Consider the following 19,517-nt stretch of genomic DNA (forward strand, 5'->3'; position numbering starts at 1 on the left):
ATACCCCTATATTTGGCGATGCGATTTTCTTACAATGGCAGCACTTTTCTCTCATTATAAGGAAATCTAATGCCAAGCCCTAATCAGCTCATTGACAAAATCCTAGCCCATCCCACCATCGGTAGCATCGTCGCCTTAGTTGCGCGCCTGCTGCTGTCGTATCTGTTCATCACATCAGGCTGGGCGAAAATCACCAACTACGCAGGTACTGCCGCGTATTTTCAGGCAGGTGGCGTGCCCACTACCCTATTGCCATTGGTCATCGTCGTCGAGTTCATCGGCGGTTTGATGATTTTATTTGGCATACAGACACGCTTTGTGGCGCTTGTCATTGGTACATTTGCCATCGCAGCGGCATTCATCATGCACAGCGCGCCCGAGCAGGCGATGGATTTTATGAAAAATTTCGCCATCGGCGGCGGCTTTTTTGCACTGATGCTGCACGGCGCGGACAGCTTTAGTATCGACGGTATTTTGTCCAAATCATACGATCGTTAATTTTTCTATGGCAGATTTGACCATCAAATTTGCCATGCTCACTTCTGGTTGCTCATATTTTGGCTGATTGACCAAAAAACAGTCACTATATCACTTGACAATATCACGCTTTCGCCTTAATATGAGCAGGCTTGCAATCTGTGTCTCATGATTGCATTTTTCTTTTTTCTCTCACCTATTTTTCGGTGCATCATGCACTGATTGTCACTTTTTGTCTATATATTGACTTAATTCTATGAACTTAACCGAACTTAAAAGAAAATCTGTCGGCGAACTGCTTGCCATCGCCGAAGCCATGGGTCTTGATAACATGGCAAGAAGCCGCAAACAAGACATCATCTTCGCTATTCTAAAAACCCACGCCAAAAACGGCGAAGCCATCTACGGTGATGGTGTGCTTGAGATTTTGCCCGATGGTTTTGGCTTTTTGCGCTCATCTGAAGGCTCGTACTTGGCAGGCCCTGACGATATCTATGTCAGCCCAAGCCAAATCCGCCGCTTCAATCTACAAACAGGCGACTCCATCGCAGGTCAAATCCGCCCGCCCAAAGACTCGGAGCGTTATTTTGCACTATTAAAGGTGAGCGAAATCAACTTTGACACCCCTGATCGCAGCCGTCATAAGCTGATTTTTGAAAACCTAACCCCGCTTTTCCCAACCGAGCAACTGGTACTAGAGACAGGCAACGGCACAACCGAAGACTTGACCGGTCGCATCATCGATCTGATCGCACCGATCGGTAAAGGTCAGCGCTCGATCATTGTCGCTCCGCCAAAAGCCGGTAAAACGGTGCTGCTACAGACCATCGCCCAATCCATCACCAAAAACCACCCAGAATGCTATCTGATCGTACTGCTGATCGACGAACGCCCAGAAGAAGTCACCGAAATGCAGCGCACCGTACGCGGTGAAGTCGTCGCATCGACTTTCGATGAGCCGCCACAGCGCCATATCCAAGTGGCTGAGATGGTCATCGAAAAAGCCAAACGCTTGGTTGAGCATAAGCAAGATGTGGTGATTTTGCTAGACAGTATCACGCGTTTGGCGCGTGCTTATAACACCGTCATCCCATCAAGTGGCAAGGTGCTGACAGGCGGTGTCGATGCCAATGCGCTTGAGCGTCCTAAGCGCTTCTTCGGTGCAGCGCGTAATGTCGAAGAAGGCGGCAGCCTAACCATCATTTCAACTGCTCTGATTGACACAGGCTCGAAGATGGACAGCGTGATTTTTGAAGAATTTAAAGGCACAGGCAACCAAGAAATTACCCTTGAGCGCGACCTTGCCGAACGCCGCATTTTCCCTGCGATCAATATCAAAAAATCAAGCACACGCCGCGAAGAGCGACTGCTTGATGAAGACACCCTGCGCCGCGTATGGGTACTGCGTAAATTGATGCAGCCGATGGATGACTCGCAAGCGACCGAATTTTTGCTAGAACGACTCAAAGATTCTAAGACCAATGATGAATTTTTTGAGCAAATGGTCAAAAAAGCCCAAAATAGCTGACATCGCCATCCATCAGCGACAATCTACCCCAAGCTTGACAATGTCTGGTTTGGGGTATTTTTTGTACAAAATTTGAGCAAATATTACAATTTTATGGCAAAATTGGCGATTTTTTGATATCGAAATATTGTAAGACTGTCAATCTTATGTTACCATAGTTTTAACACCGAACTGTCAGCGTATGTTTAGCATGATCATTGATAAGGTCATTTGCTTGTTTAGTCTGCAAACAGTGAAATAGAAATATTTTGTTACAACTTCTATGATAGCTTGTAAAGAAAATTGTTTTTATTTATGCTAAATTGCATTATACTAATCTAATGCGCAACACACAGTGTATTACCTATGGATGAGTAATAAGGGCTATTCGGCAGCGCGGCTGTCCGAAGGTTTTTATGTCGTTCATGGGTGTTTTTCTGTCAAAACATCTTATCTCTTAATTGGAGTTTACCATGCAAACTAAACTAATCGCATCTGCACTAATCGCTGCTCTAGCTCTAACTGCTTGCTCAAAGCCAGCTGAAGAAAAAGCTCAAGAAGCTGCCGCTACCGCTACTGAAGCTGCTGCAACTGCAACTGAAGCTGCAGGCGAAGCTGCTGCTGCAACTGGTGAAGCTGCTGCTGACGCTGCAAACACTGCTGCTGACGCTGCACAAGCTGCTACTGAAGCTGCTGGCGACGCTGCTAAAGCTGCAGGCGACGCTGCTGCTGACGCTGCTACCACTGCAGGCGCTGCTGCTGCTGACGCTGCAACTGCTGCTGCTGACCAAGCTCAAGCTGCTGCTGAAACTGCACAAGACGCTGCAACTGCTGCAACTGAAGAAGCTCCAAAAGCTGAAGAAGCTGCTAAAGAAGAAGCTAAATAATTTTAACGCAGTCTTAACTGCTTAAATTATTCTTCATAAAAGAGAATCCATTTCGGGTTCTCTTTTTTATTGTCTTAGTTTTACCGCTAAATTACCACCAAATAAATGGCAATAAAAAATCACCCAAACCGTGATGATTTGGGTGATTGTGTGGTGACAGTACTTATGCTTCAACTACTGGGATTTTACCGATTTTGGCTTGCCAAATCTTCGGTGCAGTCGCGTGTACTGAGCTGCCGCTGCTATCGACAGCGACGGTCACAGGCATATCTTTGACTTCAAATTCATAGATCGCTTCCATACCAAGCTCAGGGAAGGCAACCACTTGTGCTTTTTTGATCGCTTTTGAGACCAGATAAGCTGAGCCACCCACTGCCATCAGATACACCGCTTTATTATCGGCGATGGCTTCACACGCCGCTTGGCCGCGCTCAGATTTACCGATCATGCCAAGCAGACCAGTTTGCTCCAGCATCTGACGGGTGAATTTATCCATACGCGTCGCTGTCGTCGGACCAGCAGGACCAACCACTTCATCACGCACAGGATCAACAGGGCCGACATAGTAGATCAGTTTATTGGTGAAATCAACTGGCAGCTCTTCGCCATTATTCAGCATATCAGTCATGCGCTTGTGCGCAGCGTCGCGGCCAGTATAGATTTTACCGCTTAGTAGCAGCACATCGCCTGTTTGCCATGTTGCCACTTCTTCTTTGGTTAGGGTATCGACATTGACACGCTTGCCATTTTCTGGATTGTAGGTAATGTCTGGATACACATCCAGATTTGGCGGTGTCAGCTCCACAGGACCTGAGCCATCCAGTTCAAACTCGACATGGCGCGTCGCTGCGCAGTTTGGAATCATCGCCACAGGCTTAGATGCTGCGTGCGTTGGGTAGTCTAGGATCTTGACATCTAATACTGTAGTCAAGCCGCCCAAGCCCTGCGCGCCAATACCCAGTGCATTGACTTTCTCATACAGCTCAAGGCGCAATGCTTCGGTAGTGCTCAGCTCAGCACCTGATGCTGCCTTATCTTTTAGCTCATGAATATCGATGTGGCTCATCAGTGATTCTTTGGCAAGTAGCGCCGCTTTTTCTGGCGTACCGCCAATACCGATGCCTAGGATACCTGGTGGACACCAGCCTGCGCCCATGGTCGGGACGGTTTTGAGCACCCAATCCACGATGCTGTCTGATGGGTTTAGCATGGCAAGTTTTGATTTATTCTCAGAGCCGCCACCTTTTGCCGCACAAGTCACTTCCACTTTGTCGCCAGCGACGATTTCCATGTGGATGACCGCTGGGGTGTTGTCCTTGGTATTTTGGCGCTTGCCCGCAGGATCGGCCAGAACTGATGCACGCAAGGTATTATCAGCATTTTTGTACGCGCGGCGCACGCCTTCATTGACCATGTCCGCGACGCTCATGCTTGCATCCCATTGCACATTCATGCCGACTTTTAAAAATACGGTCGCGATACCTGTATCTTGGCAAATCGGGCGATGACCTTCGGCACACATACGGCTATTGACCAAAATCTGCGTCATCGCATCTTTTGCCGCTGGGTTTTCTTCTTTTTCCAAGGCTTCAACCAAGGCTTCAATGTAATCAGTCGGATGATAGTAGCTGATGTACTGGAACGCATCGGCGATACTTTGGATAAAATCATCTTGTTTAATAATCGTCATAATGACTTCCTTTTTGGCGAATTTGCAAGCTGCAAACGGCTAATTTTACTTGGCACGCACTGCCAAGACCCTGTAAAATTAAGCTATTCTATCATTATTTGCACAAAAAATTCATACTAATAACAAATTATTATGATTGAAAAAATTGCAAGGTTTATAAAATTTATTATAAATTTTCAATCAATTCACACTCACAACACCTGCTTGAGCACTTCGATCAAGCGCGCGTTTTGTGCAGCTGTACCGACACTGATGCGCAGATAATCTTTGATTCGCGCTTGCTTAAAATGACGGACGATCACACCATCTTCGCGCAGTTTGGCAGCGATATCGGCAGCGTCCGTGCCTTGTTTGGTAGCAAAGACAAAGTTTGCCGCTGATGGCAGTACATCAAAGCCAAGCGCAGTCAAATCAGCGGTCAGCTGATTGCGAAGATGAATCACTTCGGTGCGACGACTTTCAAAATACTCGACATCCGCCACACTTGCCGCCGCGCCTGCTTGCGCCACGCGATCGAGTGGATAGCTGTTGAAGCTGTTTTTCATGGCGGTGAGTGCCGCTATCAGACTTGGATTGGCAAATGCCATACCGACACGCAGACCGGCTAGAGCGCGAGATTTTGAAAAGGTTTGCGTCACCACCAGATTATCAAACTCACGGATTAGACTGATCGCACTTGCCGCCTTGACATCATCAGCATAGTCGATATACGCTTCATCGATCACCACCACCGCATCAGGATGCTGGCTAAGCAAAGTGCGAATGTCGTCAAGCGGCAGCAGTCTGCCTGTCGGCGCGTTTGGATTGGCAAGAATCACACCATCGCACGGCTGGGCATAGTCAGCAACATGGATAGAAAAATCATCAGCAAGCGGCACAGTCTGCGCCGCCACCCCAAAAGTATCAGCATACACAGGATAAAAACTGTAGCTGATGTCAGGGGTCAATAGCGGCTTGTCTTTGGTAAAAAAGCAAGCAAACACCAGTGCAAGCACCTCATCTGAGCCATTGCCAACAAAAACTTCGCTACTATCTAGACCATAATACGCCGCCAACGCCTGACGCAAACCATCTGACTCAGGCTCAGGATACAAGCGCAGTGCTGCGGCATCATCAGCAAGCACTACCTGCATGGCAGCGACAGCTTTTGGACTTGGCGGAAATGGGTTTTCGTTGGTGTTTAATTTGCACAGATTGTCATGCTTGGGCTGCTCACCGGGTACATACGGTGTCAGACTTTTTGCCTTGGTACTCCATAGGCGATTGTCGATGGTCATTGGATTTTCCTTAAAAAATTCTTTAAATCAAGCTGTATGAAGTTTGTGGCAAAGTTCAATTTCACCCCTTGCCACAAACCCAAATCACTGATGACGATAACGCGCCGATAAGGCGTGCGCTTCCAAATTTTCTTCGATCGCCAAAATATCCGCCGTCTTTGCAAGCGGTACTGCACCATCTTGGGTGCAATAAATCAATGATGATTTCTTTTGAAAATCATACACCCCAAGCGGTGATGAGAATCGCGCCGTGCCTGATGTCGGCAAGACATGATTGCTGCCTGCGCAATAATCGCCGATGGCTTCAGGGGTGTGGCGACCCATAAAAATCGCCCCTGCATGACGAATATCGCCAATCACCGACTCAGGATCATCCAATGACAGCTCCAAATGCTCAGGCGCAACTTGATTGATCACCGCCATGCCTTCGGCGCGATCTTTGACCAAAATCAACGCCCCGCGCGCTGCCAGTGCGGCTTTGGCAATGTCTGCCTTTGGTAAGCGCGCCAATGCCGACTCAATCGCCGCTTCCACTGCCTGTAGCTGCTCGCTGCTTGTCGTCACAAAAATCGCCTGCGCCACCGTGTCATGCTCAGCTTGTGACAATAAATCCATCGCCAGCCACTCAGCATTATCCGCCGCTTCACCTTCGGCATAGACCAGCACTTCAGATGGCCCTGCGATCATATCGATACCCACTTGCCCAAAGACCGCGCGCTTTGCCGCTGCGACAAATTTATTACCAGGGCCTGTGATTTTATCCACTTTCGCGATCGATGCCGTGCCATAAGCCAATGCCGCCACCGCCTGCGCGCCACCGATGGTAATCACCGTATCAACGCCCGCCAAGTGCGCCGCCGCCAATACCAAAGGATTGAGCTGTCCATCGGGTGCTGGCACGACCATGGTAATGTTCGCCACGCCTGCGACCTTGGCAGGAATGGCATTCATCAGCACCGATGATGGATAACTTGCCAAGCCACCAGGGACATAGATGCCGACGCTGTCAAGCGGGGTGATTTTTTGCCCAAGCATATTGCCAAGGCTGTCGGTAAAGCGAAAGCCGTCCTGCACTTGATACTCATGAAAAGCAAAAATCCGCTCAGCAGATAATTTCAATGCCGCGCGCACTTCATCGCTTAAGTCATCAAATGCTGCCTTTAGCACAGCTTGGCTGATGAATAATTCACTCATCGATGTCGCAGGATGGCGGTCAAATTTTTGGGTAAGCTCAAGCACCGCATCATCACCACGGCGGCGCACATCAGCGATGATGTTATCGACAGTCGCAACCAAATTGGCATCAGTCACCGTTTCAAAAGCCAATAATTCTGCCAATTGTGCGTCAAAATCTGCTTGTGCGGAATCTAATTTTTTCATTCAATTATCCTTATTCTTATTCAACGATGCTTAGCGATTGGCTTTGACCGCATCTTCTAAAATCTGCAAAATCGGTTCAAGCTTGGCAAGTTTGCGCTTATGGCTGACAGGATTGGCAATCAGGCGTGATGACACTTGGCAAATGGTCTCAAGCGGCTCAAGTCCATTGGCGCGCAAGGTGTTACCCGTATCGACGACATCGACGATCAGATCGCCCAAGCCCACCAATGGCGCAAGTTCCATCGAGCCATACAGCTTGATGATATCCACCTGCTCACCTAGGCTTGCAAAATACTGGCGCGCGACATTGACATATTTGGTGGCGATACGCAGGCGGCGATTGGGCAGACTCACTCCCTTGATGCCTGCAGTCATCAGGCGGCATTTGGCGATGTCAAGGTCAAGTAATTCATAGACTTGGGCATCATATTCCATCAAGACATCTTTACCCGCCACGCCAATATCGGCCGCTCCATGCTCAACATAAGTCGGCACATCAGATGCGCGCAAAATCAGCAAACGCACTGCAGGATCTGTGGTCTCAAAAATCAGCTTGCGTGATTTTTCCATATCTTCAAGCGGCGCAATGCCTGCTTTGGCAAATAGCGGTAAAGTTTCGTTCAAAATTCGCCCCTTAGATAGAGCGATGGTTAAGCCGTCAAATTGGCTTGTTTGCATTGGATCAGCCATGACAATTCTCTAAGGTTTTTCTAATTTTTTTGTCTAATTTTATCTATACAAATTAAGAAAAAACGCACCGCCTAGACAGTGGTGCGTTCTGGCTTAGCCTTTGATGCGTTCGATATTCACGCCCAAGGCACGCAGTTTGTTTTCAACATCATCATAACCGCGATCAATGTGATAAATGCGGTCAATGATACTCTCGCCTTCGGCACACGCTGCCGCCATTACCAGCGACATCGATGCGCGCAAGTCCGTCGCCATCACAGGCGCTGGGCTGAAGCTCTCCACCCCTTCAACGATGGCGGTATGACCATCGACGCGGATGTTTGCACCCATGCGCTGCAGCTCTGGCACATGCATGAAGCGGTTTTCAAAGATATTTTCGATGATGGTACTTGTACCTTCAGCTAGGCAGCACACCGCCATCAGCTGTGCTTGCATATCGGTTGGGAAGCCTGGATGCACTTGCGTACGGATATCCACCGCCTTTGGACGACCTTTCATCACCGCGCGAATCCAGTCATCGCCTGTGGTGATGGTCGCGCCCATCGCTTCAAACTTCTTCAAGACAGGATGTAAAAACTCAGCCGATGTATTGGTGGTCAGTACATCACCTTCGCTCATCAGCGCACCCGCCAAATACGAACCTGTCTCAATACGGTCTGCGATGACACTATACTCACAGCCGTGCAAGCTTTCGACACCTTCGATGACCATCGTCGTCGTGCCGATGCCGCTGATTTTTGCACCCATTGCCACAAGCATATTGGCAAGATCAACGACTTCAGGCTCGGTCGCGCAGTTCTCTAGGCGAGTCGTGCCACGCGCCAAAGTCGCCGCCATGATGACATTCTCAGTACCGCCAACTGTCACCATATCAAAGCTAAAATCACAGCCAATCAGACGACCACCTGCAGGGGCTTTGGCTTTGACATAGCCATTTTCGACCGTGATGGTCGCGCCCAACGCTTCAAAGGCTTTTAGATGCTGATCCACAGGACGCGAGCCAATCGAGCAGCCACCTGGTAGCGACACTTCGGCTTCACCAAAGCGCGCAAGCAATGGGCCAAGCACCAAAATTGATGCACGCATGGTGCGTACCAGCTCATACGGCGCATAATAATCTGTCACAGTGCGCGCATCTGCGGTGACTGTATTGCCTTCTTTGACGATTTTTACGCCTGTGCCTGCGATCAATTTCACCAAAGTGTCGGTGTCTTTGAGCGTCGGGACATTGTGCAAAACGGTTTCGTCATTTGGCAACAGCATGGCAGCAAGCAGCGGCAAGGCGGCATTTTTTGAGCCAGAAATGGCAACTTCACCTGCGATACGGCTTTTGCCTGTGATTTTAAATTTATCCATGAAATATCTCTTAAAATAACTTATTATGCTTTTTTGGCATCATATTCAGCAGGGGTCAGCGCGTGAATAGTCAAGGCGTGCATCGCGCCACTTTGGATATGCTCATTCACCAGTGCAAAAATCATCTGCTGACGCGCGACCAAACGCTTGCCTTCAAAGGCACCATCTACGATCAGTAGCTCAAATTTATTACCCTGATTCACCGCTTCGATGTGCGCATCGGCAAAATGCGGGCGAAGTAGTGCGATTAGATCATCTGCATTCATAGTTTTCTCTTTTTTCAATATAAATGATAGCTAAAGCATATACCAAGCCATCTAAATCATGGCTATTATAGCAAATTTTCAACCATACAACGCGAAAAAATTCACAATTTTTGCATCAATTCTACTTATTGTGCAGGCTGAAAAACAGGTACTGTGTTGATCGGTGCGGTCGTGCTGGCTTCTGGTGTATAAATCTCTTGTAGCGTATAAGCATCGCTGCTTGGAGCGGCAACAGGTGCAGCAGCTTCACCGCCATAGATTGTACCGCCTTGATCAGCAGCAGATGTATCATTTGGCAGGCTTGTCACTTGACCATCAGTGACCAAAGTCGTCAAAGTCACCGCCATCTCTATACCAGGTGTGGCTTGTACCGCGTTTAAAATATCCACCTGCTGATCTGGGGTCATATAACCCATCACATAGGCGGTGCGGTCGCGGACGATGACTTTAAATTGTGATGATTTGATGTTGCGATCAGTAAGTAGGCGCGCGTTGATCTTGGTGCGCAGATAATTTTCTTGGACGGTGTGGCTTTGGCTGCGCGGCGTCTCGGTGACAGTCAGATAATTGTACACTTTTGCGACATCACGCATCGACTCGATGGTGCGGCCGACTTCGACCTTGATTTGCTCGCTTGGCACTTCACCTGTTAGCAGAACTTCACGGCGATAGCTGTCGATGGCGATGCGGACATTGTTGGCATCGATCCCTGGTACGGTGGCCAGATTGCGGCGTGCAGTCAGCTCAATGCTGCTGTCACTAATACGCTCAGGGATAGTGCGACCCATAGCATCCGCGCCCACGCTTTGGTTTGCACCACCTGTAGCACAGGCGCTCATCACAGCAGCAGACAGCACCATCATCGATACGGCTAATACTTTTTTCATAAGACACTTCCAGTACTTTTTTGTAAAATAAATCCAAACAAAGATCAAATCTATTGTTTAATCAATTGATAAAATCTGGGCATTAATAAGCAATCTAAAATGCCGACACAATCCATTCATGCGTGATCGCGCCATCTTGAGCGATATCAAACGCCATCACATCAAAGCGTATGGATAAATCAGCAAACTGCGGATAAGCTTGTAAAAAATGCTCCGCTGTCCGTCTAATTTTCTGTACCTTAGCATGATTGATGCTATCAATCGCCGTGCCGAACTCTGACCGCGTGCGACTGCGCACTTCGACAAAGACAAGCTCACGCACGCATCTGCCCCGCACCGTCTTATCAGCGATGGCAATGATGTCAATCTCACCGACTTTTGCCACCAGATAATTTTGGGCGATGATCTTAAGTCCTGCCGCTACCAGTATTTGTACCGCTTGCGTCTCAAAAGCATCACCCTGCCTGCGCTTGGCGGTCTTGGTGGTCATTTAGCGCACTCGCTTGACGACGACCGTCCCTGCGATTTTATCATGCCAGCCTTGTTTTTTCTTATCAAAACCCGCCCAGATATAGCCTAGGCAAAATACAATCGCCGACACAGTATAGCCAACCAAATACCGCAGCAATGCGCGCGGTACAGTGATGAACTGCCCTGTCTTAGCATCTCGGATTTGTAAACCGAACAGCATCTTACCAGGCGTTGCGCCTTTTTTCACCCAAAACCAAATAAACAGCGCAATCACCGCCACTGTCAGCACCAGATCCATCGGCGTATAAGCAGGTATTTCATCGATCGGCACATCCGCATACTGCATATAACTATAAAAATAGTACGGCAGCATCAACACCGAAATCAGCAGGCTGTCCACACAATAAGCGGCAAAACGCACCCAGAAGCCCGCGTATTCAAATTCACTGTCGTCCGTGCGTGGATCGTGCATGGCGCTCACCTTTATTTAATTTGTAAAATCATCAATTATAAAAGATCTTTTAGCATAGCAAAGTTTTACGCTTTTCGCCATAGATTGATGATTTTTTCGATGAATTTTTGCAAAAATTTGGGTAAACTATCGGCAAATAATTTGGAATAAAACCATGAAATTACGCATTTTAAGTGTCGGGCATAAGATGCCAAATTGGGTGCAGACAGGCTTTGAAGAATATTTTAAGCGCATTCAGCCGATGATGACGGTGGAATTGATCGAGCTACCCCCTGCCAAGCGCAGTAAAAATCCATCGCCTGCCGAGATTGATAAATATAAAGCTATAGAAGCTGTGACGATTTTGAACGCCAAACAGCCCAAAGAGCTGTTATGGCTACTGGAAGTCAAAGGCAAAATGCTCTCCACCGAAAAGCTTGCCGATAAGCTTGGGGTCGCCATGCAAGATGGTGTGGACATCGCGCTGGTCATCGGTGGTGCTGATGGTGTGGCAGCAGAAGTCTTGCAAGCGGCGGATTTTAAATGGTCGATGTCAGATCTTACCCTGCCACATCCCTTGGTGCGCGTGATTTTGATGGAGCAGCTGTACCGTGCGATGAGTATTATCAACAACCACCCATATCATCGGGGCGGTTGATTTTCTACTTTACATAAAAATTAACAATGATAAAATATTAGGGACTGTACTAGATTAGCCTAAATTCCACACCATTTTCTCAGCACTTTAAACTGATTAGATGGTGTACCATAATTAAATCTAAACTCGCATTCTTTGATGAATAAGTGAAAATTTTTCTTATCAACGCCATTGTGCTTTCTAAGTACTCGTTTGGCTTGACTCCAGAAATTCTCAATACCATTGATGTAATTGTGGTCTTTGGCAAATTCTTTAGAGTGATTAATTCTAAAGTGTTTAAAGTCAGAAACATCAAGAACATTGTAGCTTTTGTAGCTGTCCGTATAAACAATGCTATCAGGCTTGATTTTGCTTGAAATAATAGGCATTAGCGTATCTGTTTTGGTATCTTTTACAATAGCGGTATAAACTTTACCATTGCGTTTTAACAAGCCAAATACAGCAGTCTTACCACCTGCACCACGCCCACGCTTGCCTTTGCGCATTCCACCAAAATAGCTTTCGTCAAGTTCAATCTCGCCATCAAACAAGGTGTGAGCTTCAAGATTAAGATTGTATTCTATCACAAGCCTGATTTTATGGTGGAATAAAGCTGCTGAATTTGGGTGTATTTGTAGCAAATCAGCTGCCGAATGAGCAGTTACTTCAAGCACAAAAAAAAATTCGAGCAGTCTTTTTTGTACTTTTTTACTTGGTTTACAATGGGTTACAATGGGTTACCTTCATAAAACCAGTATAACATGAGAGTTATTCTAGTGCAGCCCCTATTTTTAAATCCAATTATTTATTTGAGCCACCATCATGAAACTTCATACCCTCACACTTTTGGCTACAAGTCTGGCTACCACCGCCCTAAGCGCCTGCACCACACCACAAGTCATACCAGCACAAACAGCCAATGCCACAGCCCAAACCAAAAGCTATGTTAGTGATGATTATCACAACCGCCACCAAGGCTATGACTGGGCCGCCGTTGAAACCACTGAGCAAGCCAACAACTCGCTAAAAGTACAAATCCGCTCTCGCATTGATAAGAAAAAACCAACCTGTACATTTGACGGTATCGCCCACCCTGTGAGTACTACTCTTTACCAAATCAGACAAGGCGATATGACACTCAATCTGACAAGAAATGCCAACAGTATTGACATAAAACCTGCCCAAGACAGCGACCGTCATAAAGCGATGGCGTATTGTTCAGGCGGTGGCAGCTTGATCGGCACTTACAAACAAGTTGCAAAGCTTGACCGTACGGGGCTTGACACCACCAAATATGCCCAAACGCTGTCTTTACAAAATATCCACTTTTTTATTGAGCATAAAGATGATGCGGTGAATGTGCGTACCAGTGGTTTGGCTCATGAATTTAATGAAAATTTCACGATCAAAAATCAACGCATCACCCATGCTGACATTGCAGATATGAACCGTGATGGTTATCCAGAAGTTTTGATTTATCTACAACATATCAAACAACCTTTTTATGGTGATTTGCTGGCATTTTCAGCCAATGGCAATCAATCTTTAAGCCAAATGAGCTTTACCCCTGCCAAAGATCATCCTGAGTTACGCGCTTATTATCATGGTGGTGATGAGTTTGGTTTGGTGGAACATGATTTAGTTCAGCGTTTCCCTGAATATATCAATGGCAAAGCCACAGGACACACCAAACAAGTGACTTATCAAGTACAAAATGGCGAAGCATCTCGTCAATTGGTGCTTGTTAAATAAATCAAAACGCCGTTTGAACAGCACATTCAAAACGGCGTTTTTTTAAATTTTACGGCTTAAGCAGCCTGAAAATAAATTCACCAATCCCTACCTTCAAAATACCCCACCAAAAAGTCCACCAACTTCCGCACCGGGGGCGGCAATTTATGCCGAGACGGATACAGCAAATAAATCGTGAATTTGGGTAATTGCCAATCGGTTAGCACAGCAGTCAGTTGCCCAGTTTGCAGATAATCTTCCAACAAATATTTTGGCAACATCGCCACGCCACTGTGCGCCAACACGCTGTTCAACAAAACCGTGGTTTCATTGGTGGTTAATTGACTGGTTAATTCTAATACGACTTCTTGATTTTCTTGATAAAAATACCATTCTTTGCGGTTGATATTGGCATGGGTCAAATAGCGATGATGTCGCAAATCTTCGGGGTGCTTGGGCGTGCCAAACCGTGCCAAATACTCGGGCGTGGCGACAATCAACGAATGACAATCCGCCAATTTGCGTGCCACTAAATTCGGGTCGGGTTGATTGGTAATGCGTACCGCCAAATCAATGCGTTCAGCCACCAAATCCAGCAATTTATCGCTTAATTCTAAATGAATGTTTAAATTGGGGTGTTCACGCAAAAACACATTGACCGCTTTGGTCAAATGGGTTGTCCCAAACGAACCGCTACTGCTCAAACGAATATTTCCCCGCAAATCGCCTTGTTGTGCTGATAATTCTTGTTCTAATTCAATGCTTAACGCCAACATTTTTTGGCAAACAATCACTGCTTGTTCGCCAGCGTCTGTTAATTGCACTTGTCGTGTGGTGCGTTGGAACAAACGGGCGTTAAGCCATTCTTCCATTAGGGCAATATGCCGTGTAATCATGGGTTTGGACATATCCAAACGGTCGGCGGTGGCGGTAAAACTGCCTGTTTCAGCAACCGATAAAAACACTTTGATGGCGGTTAATTTATCCATGTATGCTCCTAATTATTTCAAATAAAGAAATAATGATATTCATAAAACGCTATTTTTCGTAAATTTTATTTCATTATAATACACATATTCAATGATTTTTTTAACTTTTAAGGTGAATAGTATGAACTTGAAAACAGTCTTTTTAACATTAACATTAGGTCTTTCTGCTGCTGCACACGCTGAATTAAATGTGAAAGTGTATCAAGCAGATAGCAATAGTTTTAATGTTACTTCCACGTTGGTAACAGGAGAAAAAGAAGCCATTTTGATTGATACGGGGTTTACTCGTGCGGACGCATTGCGTATTTCTGCCGATATTTTGGACAGCAAAAAGACGCTGACCACCATTTTAGTCAGTCAAGCCGACCCTGATTATTATTTTGGGGTAGAAACCATTAAAGAAATTTTCCCAAATGTTCAAGTGGTTACGACACCTGCGGTATTGGCAAAGATTGAAGCGAAATTACCTAATAAATTAGCCACTTGGTCGCCAAAAATGGGGGCAAATGCACCCCGTAAGCCGATTTTGCCAACGGCATTAAACGGTACAACTTTCACGCTGGAAGGCGAAACCATTGAAATTCGTGGGACAAAAGGTCTGTTGGCACATCGCCCTTATGTGTGGATACCGTCTATTCAAACGATTACTGGCAATATTGGCGTATTTGGCAATATGCACGTTTGGACTGCCGATACGCAAACCAAATCATACCGTCAGGCGTGGGTTGCCCAATTAGATGAGATGAAAGCGTTAAATCCGCAAAAAGTGATTGCAGGTCATATGGCACAAGGCACGGCATTGGATAGCACCGCCATTGATTTTACAAAAACTTATTTGCAAACTTTTGAGCAAGCATTAAAAGGCAAAGACAGTAGCACCGTCATTGCCACGATGGATAAGGCATATCCTAATTTACCTGCCAAATTTAATTTGGAATTAGGCGCAAAAGTGAATAAAGGTGAGATGAAGTGGTAAAAGCCATTTCAGGCAGCCTGAAAATTGGAAAAATCATGAAAGTTTATTATTTATTTGACCCTTTATGCGGTTGGTGCTATGGGGCGAAACCTGCGTTAGAAACGGTTGCGTCTCAATATCCTGTGGAGCTTACGCCAACGGGTTTGTTTTTCCGTAGCGGTCGCGTGATGGACGCGGATTTTGCCCAATACGCATGGGGTAACGACCAACGCATTCAACGCTTAACAGGGCAAGCATTCAGCACCGCTTATCGTGAAAATGTGTTGCAAGGCGGTGGGCAATTTGATTCACAAAACAGCTTATTAGCTTTGACGGCTGTCCGTGAAATGGCACCTGAACAAGAAATTGCCGTATTGAGTGCCTTGCAAACGGCGCGTTATGTTGATGGGCGTGATAATGCCGATTTGAACGTGATTACCGATGTGTTGCAATCGCAAGGTTTGGGCGATGTCGTGCCAAAATTGCACGATCCAGCAACCGAACAAACATTGTTGGCGAGAATCAACTTCGGGCAACAACTCACGCAGCGTCTGGGCGTGTCGGGCGTACCGCAGTTGGTGCTGGAACGCGATGGGGAATGGGAGTTAGTGCCGAGCCAATTGTTGTTTGGGGATGGCGGTGGGTTGCTGAATGCTTTTGGGTAAGGGTGTTGGTTAAAATAAAAAATGCCACCTGAACCCAGCATTCAAATGGCATTTTTTAAATTTACGGCTTAATTTGTACATCTTGCCATAGTTGATTATGTTTTATTTCAGGATTGACACCAACAAACGCTTTGCCTGCATTCGCATCATTCAACAGGGTATAAAGAAACCAAGCCGTCATATAGCCATCGCCAATATAAAGCATTTGACCGTGGTCAGCATCTTTACGGCGAGCCATTACATTTAGTTTTTGGCTGTTGATTTGCTTGGCATTTTCTTGCATAGACGAAAGCGGTGTAATGCCTGATTTTTTGTCATCGCCATTACCTGCATCTACGCCCCCCATACCTGCGGTAGCAAAATACGGTACGGAAATTTTGTTGATGTGGTAATCCCATTTCAACTGTTGTGCCAAAGGTAATTTTGTCGTGCTGGCAGTATGCACGGATTTAAATTGACGGCTATTGGCAAACTCGGTTGCGCCATTGATTGCACCGACACCGCCTTGAGAATGCCCTGTAATGCCTGCATTATGGGTATCCAATTTTTTGTAAAAAATACTGTTTTTATCCGCATTAAGCTCATCTAATTTTGCCAATGATTGCGATGATGATAAACCGCTCCAACTGGTGCCGTCATCATTGCCAATGACCACAAAGCCCCAACTTGCCAAACGTGCCAATACTGGTTCATATTTTTGATACGCAAACCCTGAACCATTTGCCGAAACAATCACAGGAAATGGCTTGGTACTTTGAGCAATATCCGCTGGATACCAAACTTTATAAGTTTTAAAACGAGCGTCATCACTTGGGAAAACTTGGCTTTGTACCGCATATTTGCCCATGCCTGTATATTGGCGTTCAATTGGGTAATTGGTTTGTGTTTGGGTGTAATAATTGGGCTGAATGGCAAATGCTTGCTCTATTTTTTTGACAATGCTTGTACAGCCCACTGCCAACAAACTGGCACCCAATACCGCACAAAGCGTCCATTTTTCAATTGCTTGCATGATGATTTTCCTGTGAATATGAAAGATTTGTCTATTGTAATGACATTGATTATTCCATGCAATTCAATGATAAAAAACTGCAACAAAAAGCCGATTTTGTTGCAGTTTTTAAAATGGACTTGATTTTGCTAAAATATGCTTAGAATTGCACAATTATTTGTTTTAAAATGAAAAATACGCTGAATACTCATATTAAAGATTATATCGCCCAATCATTGATTTTGTTGTTAAAACAAAAGCCTTTTGATGACATTAAAATCAATGAAATTTGTCAAAAAGCAGGCGTTAATCGTTCATCTTTTTATCGCAATTTTGCCAATAAAGAACAGGCGATTGTGTTTTATTTACAGCTCAATATGATACCTGCGTATTTGGCTCGTCCGCTGAATAATACAAGGGCTGTTTTTATCGCCATGTTTGAAAGCATTAACGAAATGGGCGAAGTGGTGGATTTGTTGTATGCCAATGATTTATCGCACATATTTTTGCAATACATCAAAGAGTGTTGTGGGGTCAAACCGCATTTTGATGACGATGAAGCCTATCGCACAAGCTTGATTATGGGGTTGGTATTTGGTTCGCTTGATGAATGGATTGTGCGTGGACGCAAGCAGTCGCCTGATGAAATGGCAAATAAAATTGGCGAACATTTACAAAGAATTGGTGCGAATTGGGATAAATGAGTTTTTCATCACTCCATCTAAGTTATGATAAGCACCGCTTACATTTTTTTGTAAACGGTGTTTTATCAACTCAAACGACTTCAATCCAATCTCTATCCGACAGCGCCCCAAGTGCGATTTGATGAATCAGCTCGGTCGGTGCGGTACAAAGGCTTGATAATACACGGATTTTATAATCTTTGGCAAAAGGTGAAAGTGCGGTATGGGTCACGCAGTTTTGGGTCATAATACCGCAAATGTCCACTTGCTCAATACCATTTTCTTGCAAGATTTCAACAAGATTGGTATTTAAAAAACTGTCGGCGTGGACTTTTTGTACCACTGGCTTATCCGCCAAAATGCCTGCGACCGATGAATGCAACTCTGCACCAATCGAACCTTCGGCAAACAGCGGATAATCTTTTGCCATGATATGCTGAACGCCAATAATGAGCGTGCCGTTTTGCTCGGCAGTCTTGGCATAATCGGCGATGTCTTTGGCAATGTTATCTACATTAAACTGGTCAAATTGACCACCTGCGGACGCAAAATATTCGTTTTGAACATCAATGATTAACAGGGCTGTTTTCATAAGATTTCTCCGATTATTGAATAAAATTATTTAAAATCAATAACTTCACCATCATTAGGCACAATCACTTTATCCGTTAATTTTTCACCAATGACAAATTTACGCATATCATCACGACTTGTTGCGGTGTGATTGACCGTATCCATATGTACGGTGATAATCTTGGCATTTGGGGCGATTTGTGTGGCTTTTAGCACATCTTCCACACCCATAATAATACTGTCTGATAATCCATTCACACGGGCAAAACCGGTATTCATCACCAAGAAATCAGGCTTATATTTGTGCAAAGCTTTATTGACATCAGCCGTCCAAACGGTGTCACCTACGATATAAGCGGTCTTATGTCCATCTTTTTTGATGACCACGCCCATTGCTTCGCCCAAAAGCGTGGCAAGCTGTGGATTGGCGTACATTTGCTCTGTACCGTGCGAACCACCTGTTTTATGGAGTTCTACGCCATTAAAGGTTAATTTTTCATGCAACACTTGTACATTTTTAAAGCCTTGATTTTTGATTAATTTGGCATCGCTCTCATTTTGTACAAAAATCGGCAAATGTTTGGGTATGGCTTTTTGGGCAACTTCATCCCAATGGTCTTCGTGAGTGTGGGTTACAATGACCGCATCCACACCTTTTAAAATCTCATTTGTGGACATCGGCAAATCAATCAAAGGCATACGCAAATGACTGTTGAAGGTTCCTTCAAAACCTGCCATAGATTCTTTTTTGGCAAAAAATGGATCCACCAAAAAGGTTTGTCCTGCGTATTCAATTTTGGCAGTAGCGTTACGAATATGTTGATAGCTATCAAAAGCAAAAGCGGGGATGCTCATTGTCAAAGCAAGAGCGGATAAAGCAAGTTTTTTTAGCATTTTAAAGTTTCCAATAGGGTTAAAATTTATGAGCATTTTAACCCTATTTTGGTTATGCTA

At 45.5% G+C, this 19,517-nt stretch carries 22 protein-coding genes; 8 read left to right on the top strand and 14 right to left on the bottom strand.

Features of this window, described 5'->3' with window-relative positions:
- Nucleotides 1–69 precede the first annotated feature (69 nt).
- The 3 genes from NGM44_RS04405 (at nucleotide 70) to NGM44_RS04415 (ending at nucleotide 2,871) form a co-directional block, all read left to right on the top strand.
- Nucleotides 70–498, top strand: a complete 429-nt coding sequence (locus NGM44_RS04405) for a DoxX family protein (protein ID WP_253224399.1) — start codon at nucleotides 70–72, stop codon at nucleotides 496–498.
- A 235-nt stretch (nucleotides 499–733) separates the two neighbouring features.
- Nucleotides 734–2,005 (top strand): transcription termination factor Rho, encoded by a 1,272-nt coding sequence (gene rho / locus NGM44_RS04410; protein ID WP_253224400.1) that lies wholly within the window; start codon nucleotides 734–736, stop codon nucleotides 2,003–2,005.
- 452 nt (nucleotides 2,006–2,457) lie between these two features.
- On the top strand, nucleotides 2,458–2,871 hold the full coding sequence (locus tag NGM44_RS04415; protein ID WP_253224401.1) for a hypothetical protein: 414 nt from the start codon (nucleotides 2,458–2,460) through the stop codon (nucleotides 2,869–2,871).
- A gap of 163 nt (nucleotides 2,872–3,034) precedes the next feature.
- On the opposite strand, the gene NGM44_RS04420 is transcribed toward NGM44_RS04415, so the two are convergent.
- The 9 genes from NGM44_RS04420 to NGM44_RS04460 form a co-directional block, all read right to left on the bottom strand.
- A complete protein-coding gene (locus NGM44_RS04420; protein WP_253224402.1) occupies nucleotides 3,035–4,561 on the bottom strand; it encodes a fumarate hydratase in 1,527 nt (508 codons plus the stop codon).
- A gap of 191 nt (nucleotides 4,562–4,752) precedes the next feature.
- Complete coding sequence (hisC, locus tag NGM44_RS04425; protein WP_253224403.1) at nucleotides 4,753–5,838, bottom strand: histidinol-phosphate transaminase; 1,086 nt, start codon at nucleotides 5,836–5,838, stop codon at nucleotides 4,753–4,755.
- An 84-nt stretch (nucleotides 5,839–5,922) separates the two neighbouring features.
- Nucleotides 5,923–7,218 (bottom strand): histidinol dehydrogenase, encoded by a 1,296-nt coding sequence (gene hisD, locus NGM44_RS04430; RefSeq protein WP_253224404.1) that lies wholly within the window; start codon nucleotides 7,216–7,218, stop codon nucleotides 5,923–5,925.
- 30 nt (nucleotides 7,219–7,248) lie between these two features.
- Nucleotides 7,249–7,908, bottom strand: coding sequence for an ATP phosphoribosyltransferase (gene hisG, locus NGM44_RS04435; RefSeq protein ID WP_253224405.1), 660 nt, complete (start codon nucleotides 7,906–7,908; stop codon nucleotides 7,249–7,251).
- Between the two features lie 93 nt (nucleotides 7,909–8,001).
- On the bottom strand, nucleotides 8,002–9,264 hold the full coding sequence (gene murA, locus NGM44_RS04440) for a UDP-N-acetylglucosamine 1-carboxyvinyltransferase (protein WP_253224406.1): 1,263 nt from the start codon (nucleotides 9,262–9,264) through the stop codon (nucleotides 8,002–8,004).
- A 23-nt stretch (nucleotides 9,265–9,287) separates the two neighbouring features.
- Nucleotides 9,288–9,530, bottom strand: coding sequence for a BolA family protein (locus NGM44_RS04445; RefSeq protein WP_253224407.1), 243 nt, complete (start codon nucleotides 9,528–9,530; stop codon nucleotides 9,288–9,290).
- Nucleotides 9,531–9,655: 125 nt separating this feature from the next.
- Nucleotides 9,656–10,417, bottom strand: a complete 762-nt coding sequence (locus NGM44_RS04450; RefSeq protein ID WP_253224408.1) for a BON domain-containing protein — start codon at nucleotides 10,415–10,417, stop codon at nucleotides 9,656–9,658.
- Between the two features lie 94 nt (nucleotides 10,418–10,511).
- Nucleotides 10,512–10,907, bottom strand: coding sequence for a YraN family protein (locus NGM44_RS04455; protein ID WP_253224409.1), 396 nt, complete (start codon nucleotides 10,905–10,907; stop codon nucleotides 10,512–10,514).
- The gene (locus NGM44_RS04460) at nucleotides 10,908–11,360 is read right to left on the bottom strand and encodes an RDD family protein (RefSeq protein WP_253224410.1); all 453 of its coding nucleotides are present in this window, start codon (nucleotides 11,358–11,360) and stop codon (nucleotides 10,908–10,910) included.
- Nucleotides 11,361–11,514: 154 nt separating this feature from the next.
- Here NGM44_RS04460 and rlmH point away from each other — a divergent pair, with 154 nt between their 5' ends.
- Entirely contained in the window at nucleotides 11,515–11,997 is a 483-nt protein-coding gene (gene rlmH / locus NGM44_RS04465) for a 23S rRNA (pseudouridine(1915)-N(3))-methyltransferase RlmH (RefSeq protein ID WP_253224411.1), read from the top strand.
- 59 nt (nucleotides 11,998–12,056) lie between these two features.
- On the opposite strand, the gene NGM44_RS04470 is transcribed toward rlmH, so the two are convergent.
- A complete protein-coding gene (locus tag NGM44_RS04470) occupies nucleotides 12,057–12,710 on the bottom strand; it encodes an IS1595 family transposase (protein WP_253224626.1) in 654 nt (217 codons plus the stop codon).
- 88 nt (nucleotides 12,711–12,798) lie between these two features.
- Between NGM44_RS04470 and NGM44_RS04475 the strand changes: the two genes are divergently transcribed.
- Entirely contained in the window at nucleotides 12,799–13,728 is a 930-nt protein-coding gene (locus tag NGM44_RS04475; RefSeq protein WP_253224412.1) for a hypothetical protein, read from the top strand.
- 77 nt (nucleotides 13,729–13,805) lie between these two features.
- Here the strand turns inward: NGM44_RS04475 and NGM44_RS04480 are convergent, their stop codons facing one another.
- On the bottom strand, nucleotides 13,806–14,696 hold the full coding sequence (locus NGM44_RS04480; protein ID WP_253224413.1) for a LysR family transcriptional regulator: 891 nt from the start codon (nucleotides 14,694–14,696) through the stop codon (nucleotides 13,806–13,808).
- 121 nt (nucleotides 14,697–14,817) lie between these two features.
- Here NGM44_RS04480 and NGM44_RS04485 point away from each other — a divergent pair, with 121 nt between their 5' ends.
- Both NGM44_RS04485 and NGM44_RS04490 read left to right on the top strand, forming a co-directional pair.
- A complete protein-coding gene (locus NGM44_RS04485; protein ID WP_253224414.1) occupies nucleotides 14,818–15,672 on the top strand; it encodes an MBL fold metallo-hydrolase in 855 nt (284 codons plus the stop codon).
- Between the two features lie 35 nt (nucleotides 15,673–15,707).
- Nucleotides 15,708–16,316, top strand: coding sequence for a DsbA family protein (locus tag NGM44_RS04490; protein ID WP_253224415.1), 609 nt, complete (start codon nucleotides 15,708–15,710; stop codon nucleotides 16,314–16,316).
- Between the two features lie 61 nt (nucleotides 16,317–16,377).
- On the opposite strand, the gene NGM44_RS04495 is transcribed toward NGM44_RS04490, so the two are convergent.
- Nucleotides 16,378–17,328: a hypothetical protein gene (locus NGM44_RS04495; protein ID WP_253224416.1), complete on the bottom strand. Its 951-nt coding sequence runs from the start codon at nucleotides 17,326–17,328 to the stop codon at nucleotides 16,378–16,380.
- Between the two features lie 167 nt (nucleotides 17,329–17,495).
- Between NGM44_RS04495 and NGM44_RS04500 the strand changes: the two genes are divergently transcribed.
- Nucleotides 17,496–18,011 carry a TetR/AcrR family transcriptional regulator gene (locus NGM44_RS04500; protein WP_253224417.1) on the top strand — a complete coding sequence of 172 codons (516 nt, stop codon included), beginning with the start codon at nucleotides 17,496–17,498 and terminating at the stop codon, nucleotides 18,009–18,011.
- 70 nt (nucleotides 18,012–18,081) lie between these two features.
- On the opposite strand, the gene NGM44_RS04505 is transcribed toward NGM44_RS04500, so the two are convergent.
- Both NGM44_RS04505 and NGM44_RS04510 read right to left on the bottom strand, forming a co-directional pair.
- Nucleotides 18,082–18,582, bottom strand: a complete 501-nt coding sequence (locus NGM44_RS04505) for an isochorismatase family protein (protein WP_253224418.1) — start codon at nucleotides 18,580–18,582, stop codon at nucleotides 18,082–18,084.
- A gap of 26 nt (nucleotides 18,583–18,608) precedes the next feature.
- A complete protein-coding gene (locus NGM44_RS04510) occupies nucleotides 18,609–19,457 on the bottom strand; it encodes an MBL fold metallo-hydrolase (protein ID WP_253224419.1) in 849 nt (282 codons plus the stop codon).
- Between the last annotated feature and the right edge of the window lie 60 nt (nucleotides 19,458–19,517).

The organism is Moraxella sp. FZFQ2102, from assembly GCF_024137865.1.
Classification (GTDB): domain Bacteria; phylum Pseudomonadota; class Gammaproteobacteria; order Pseudomonadales; family Moraxellaceae; genus Moraxella.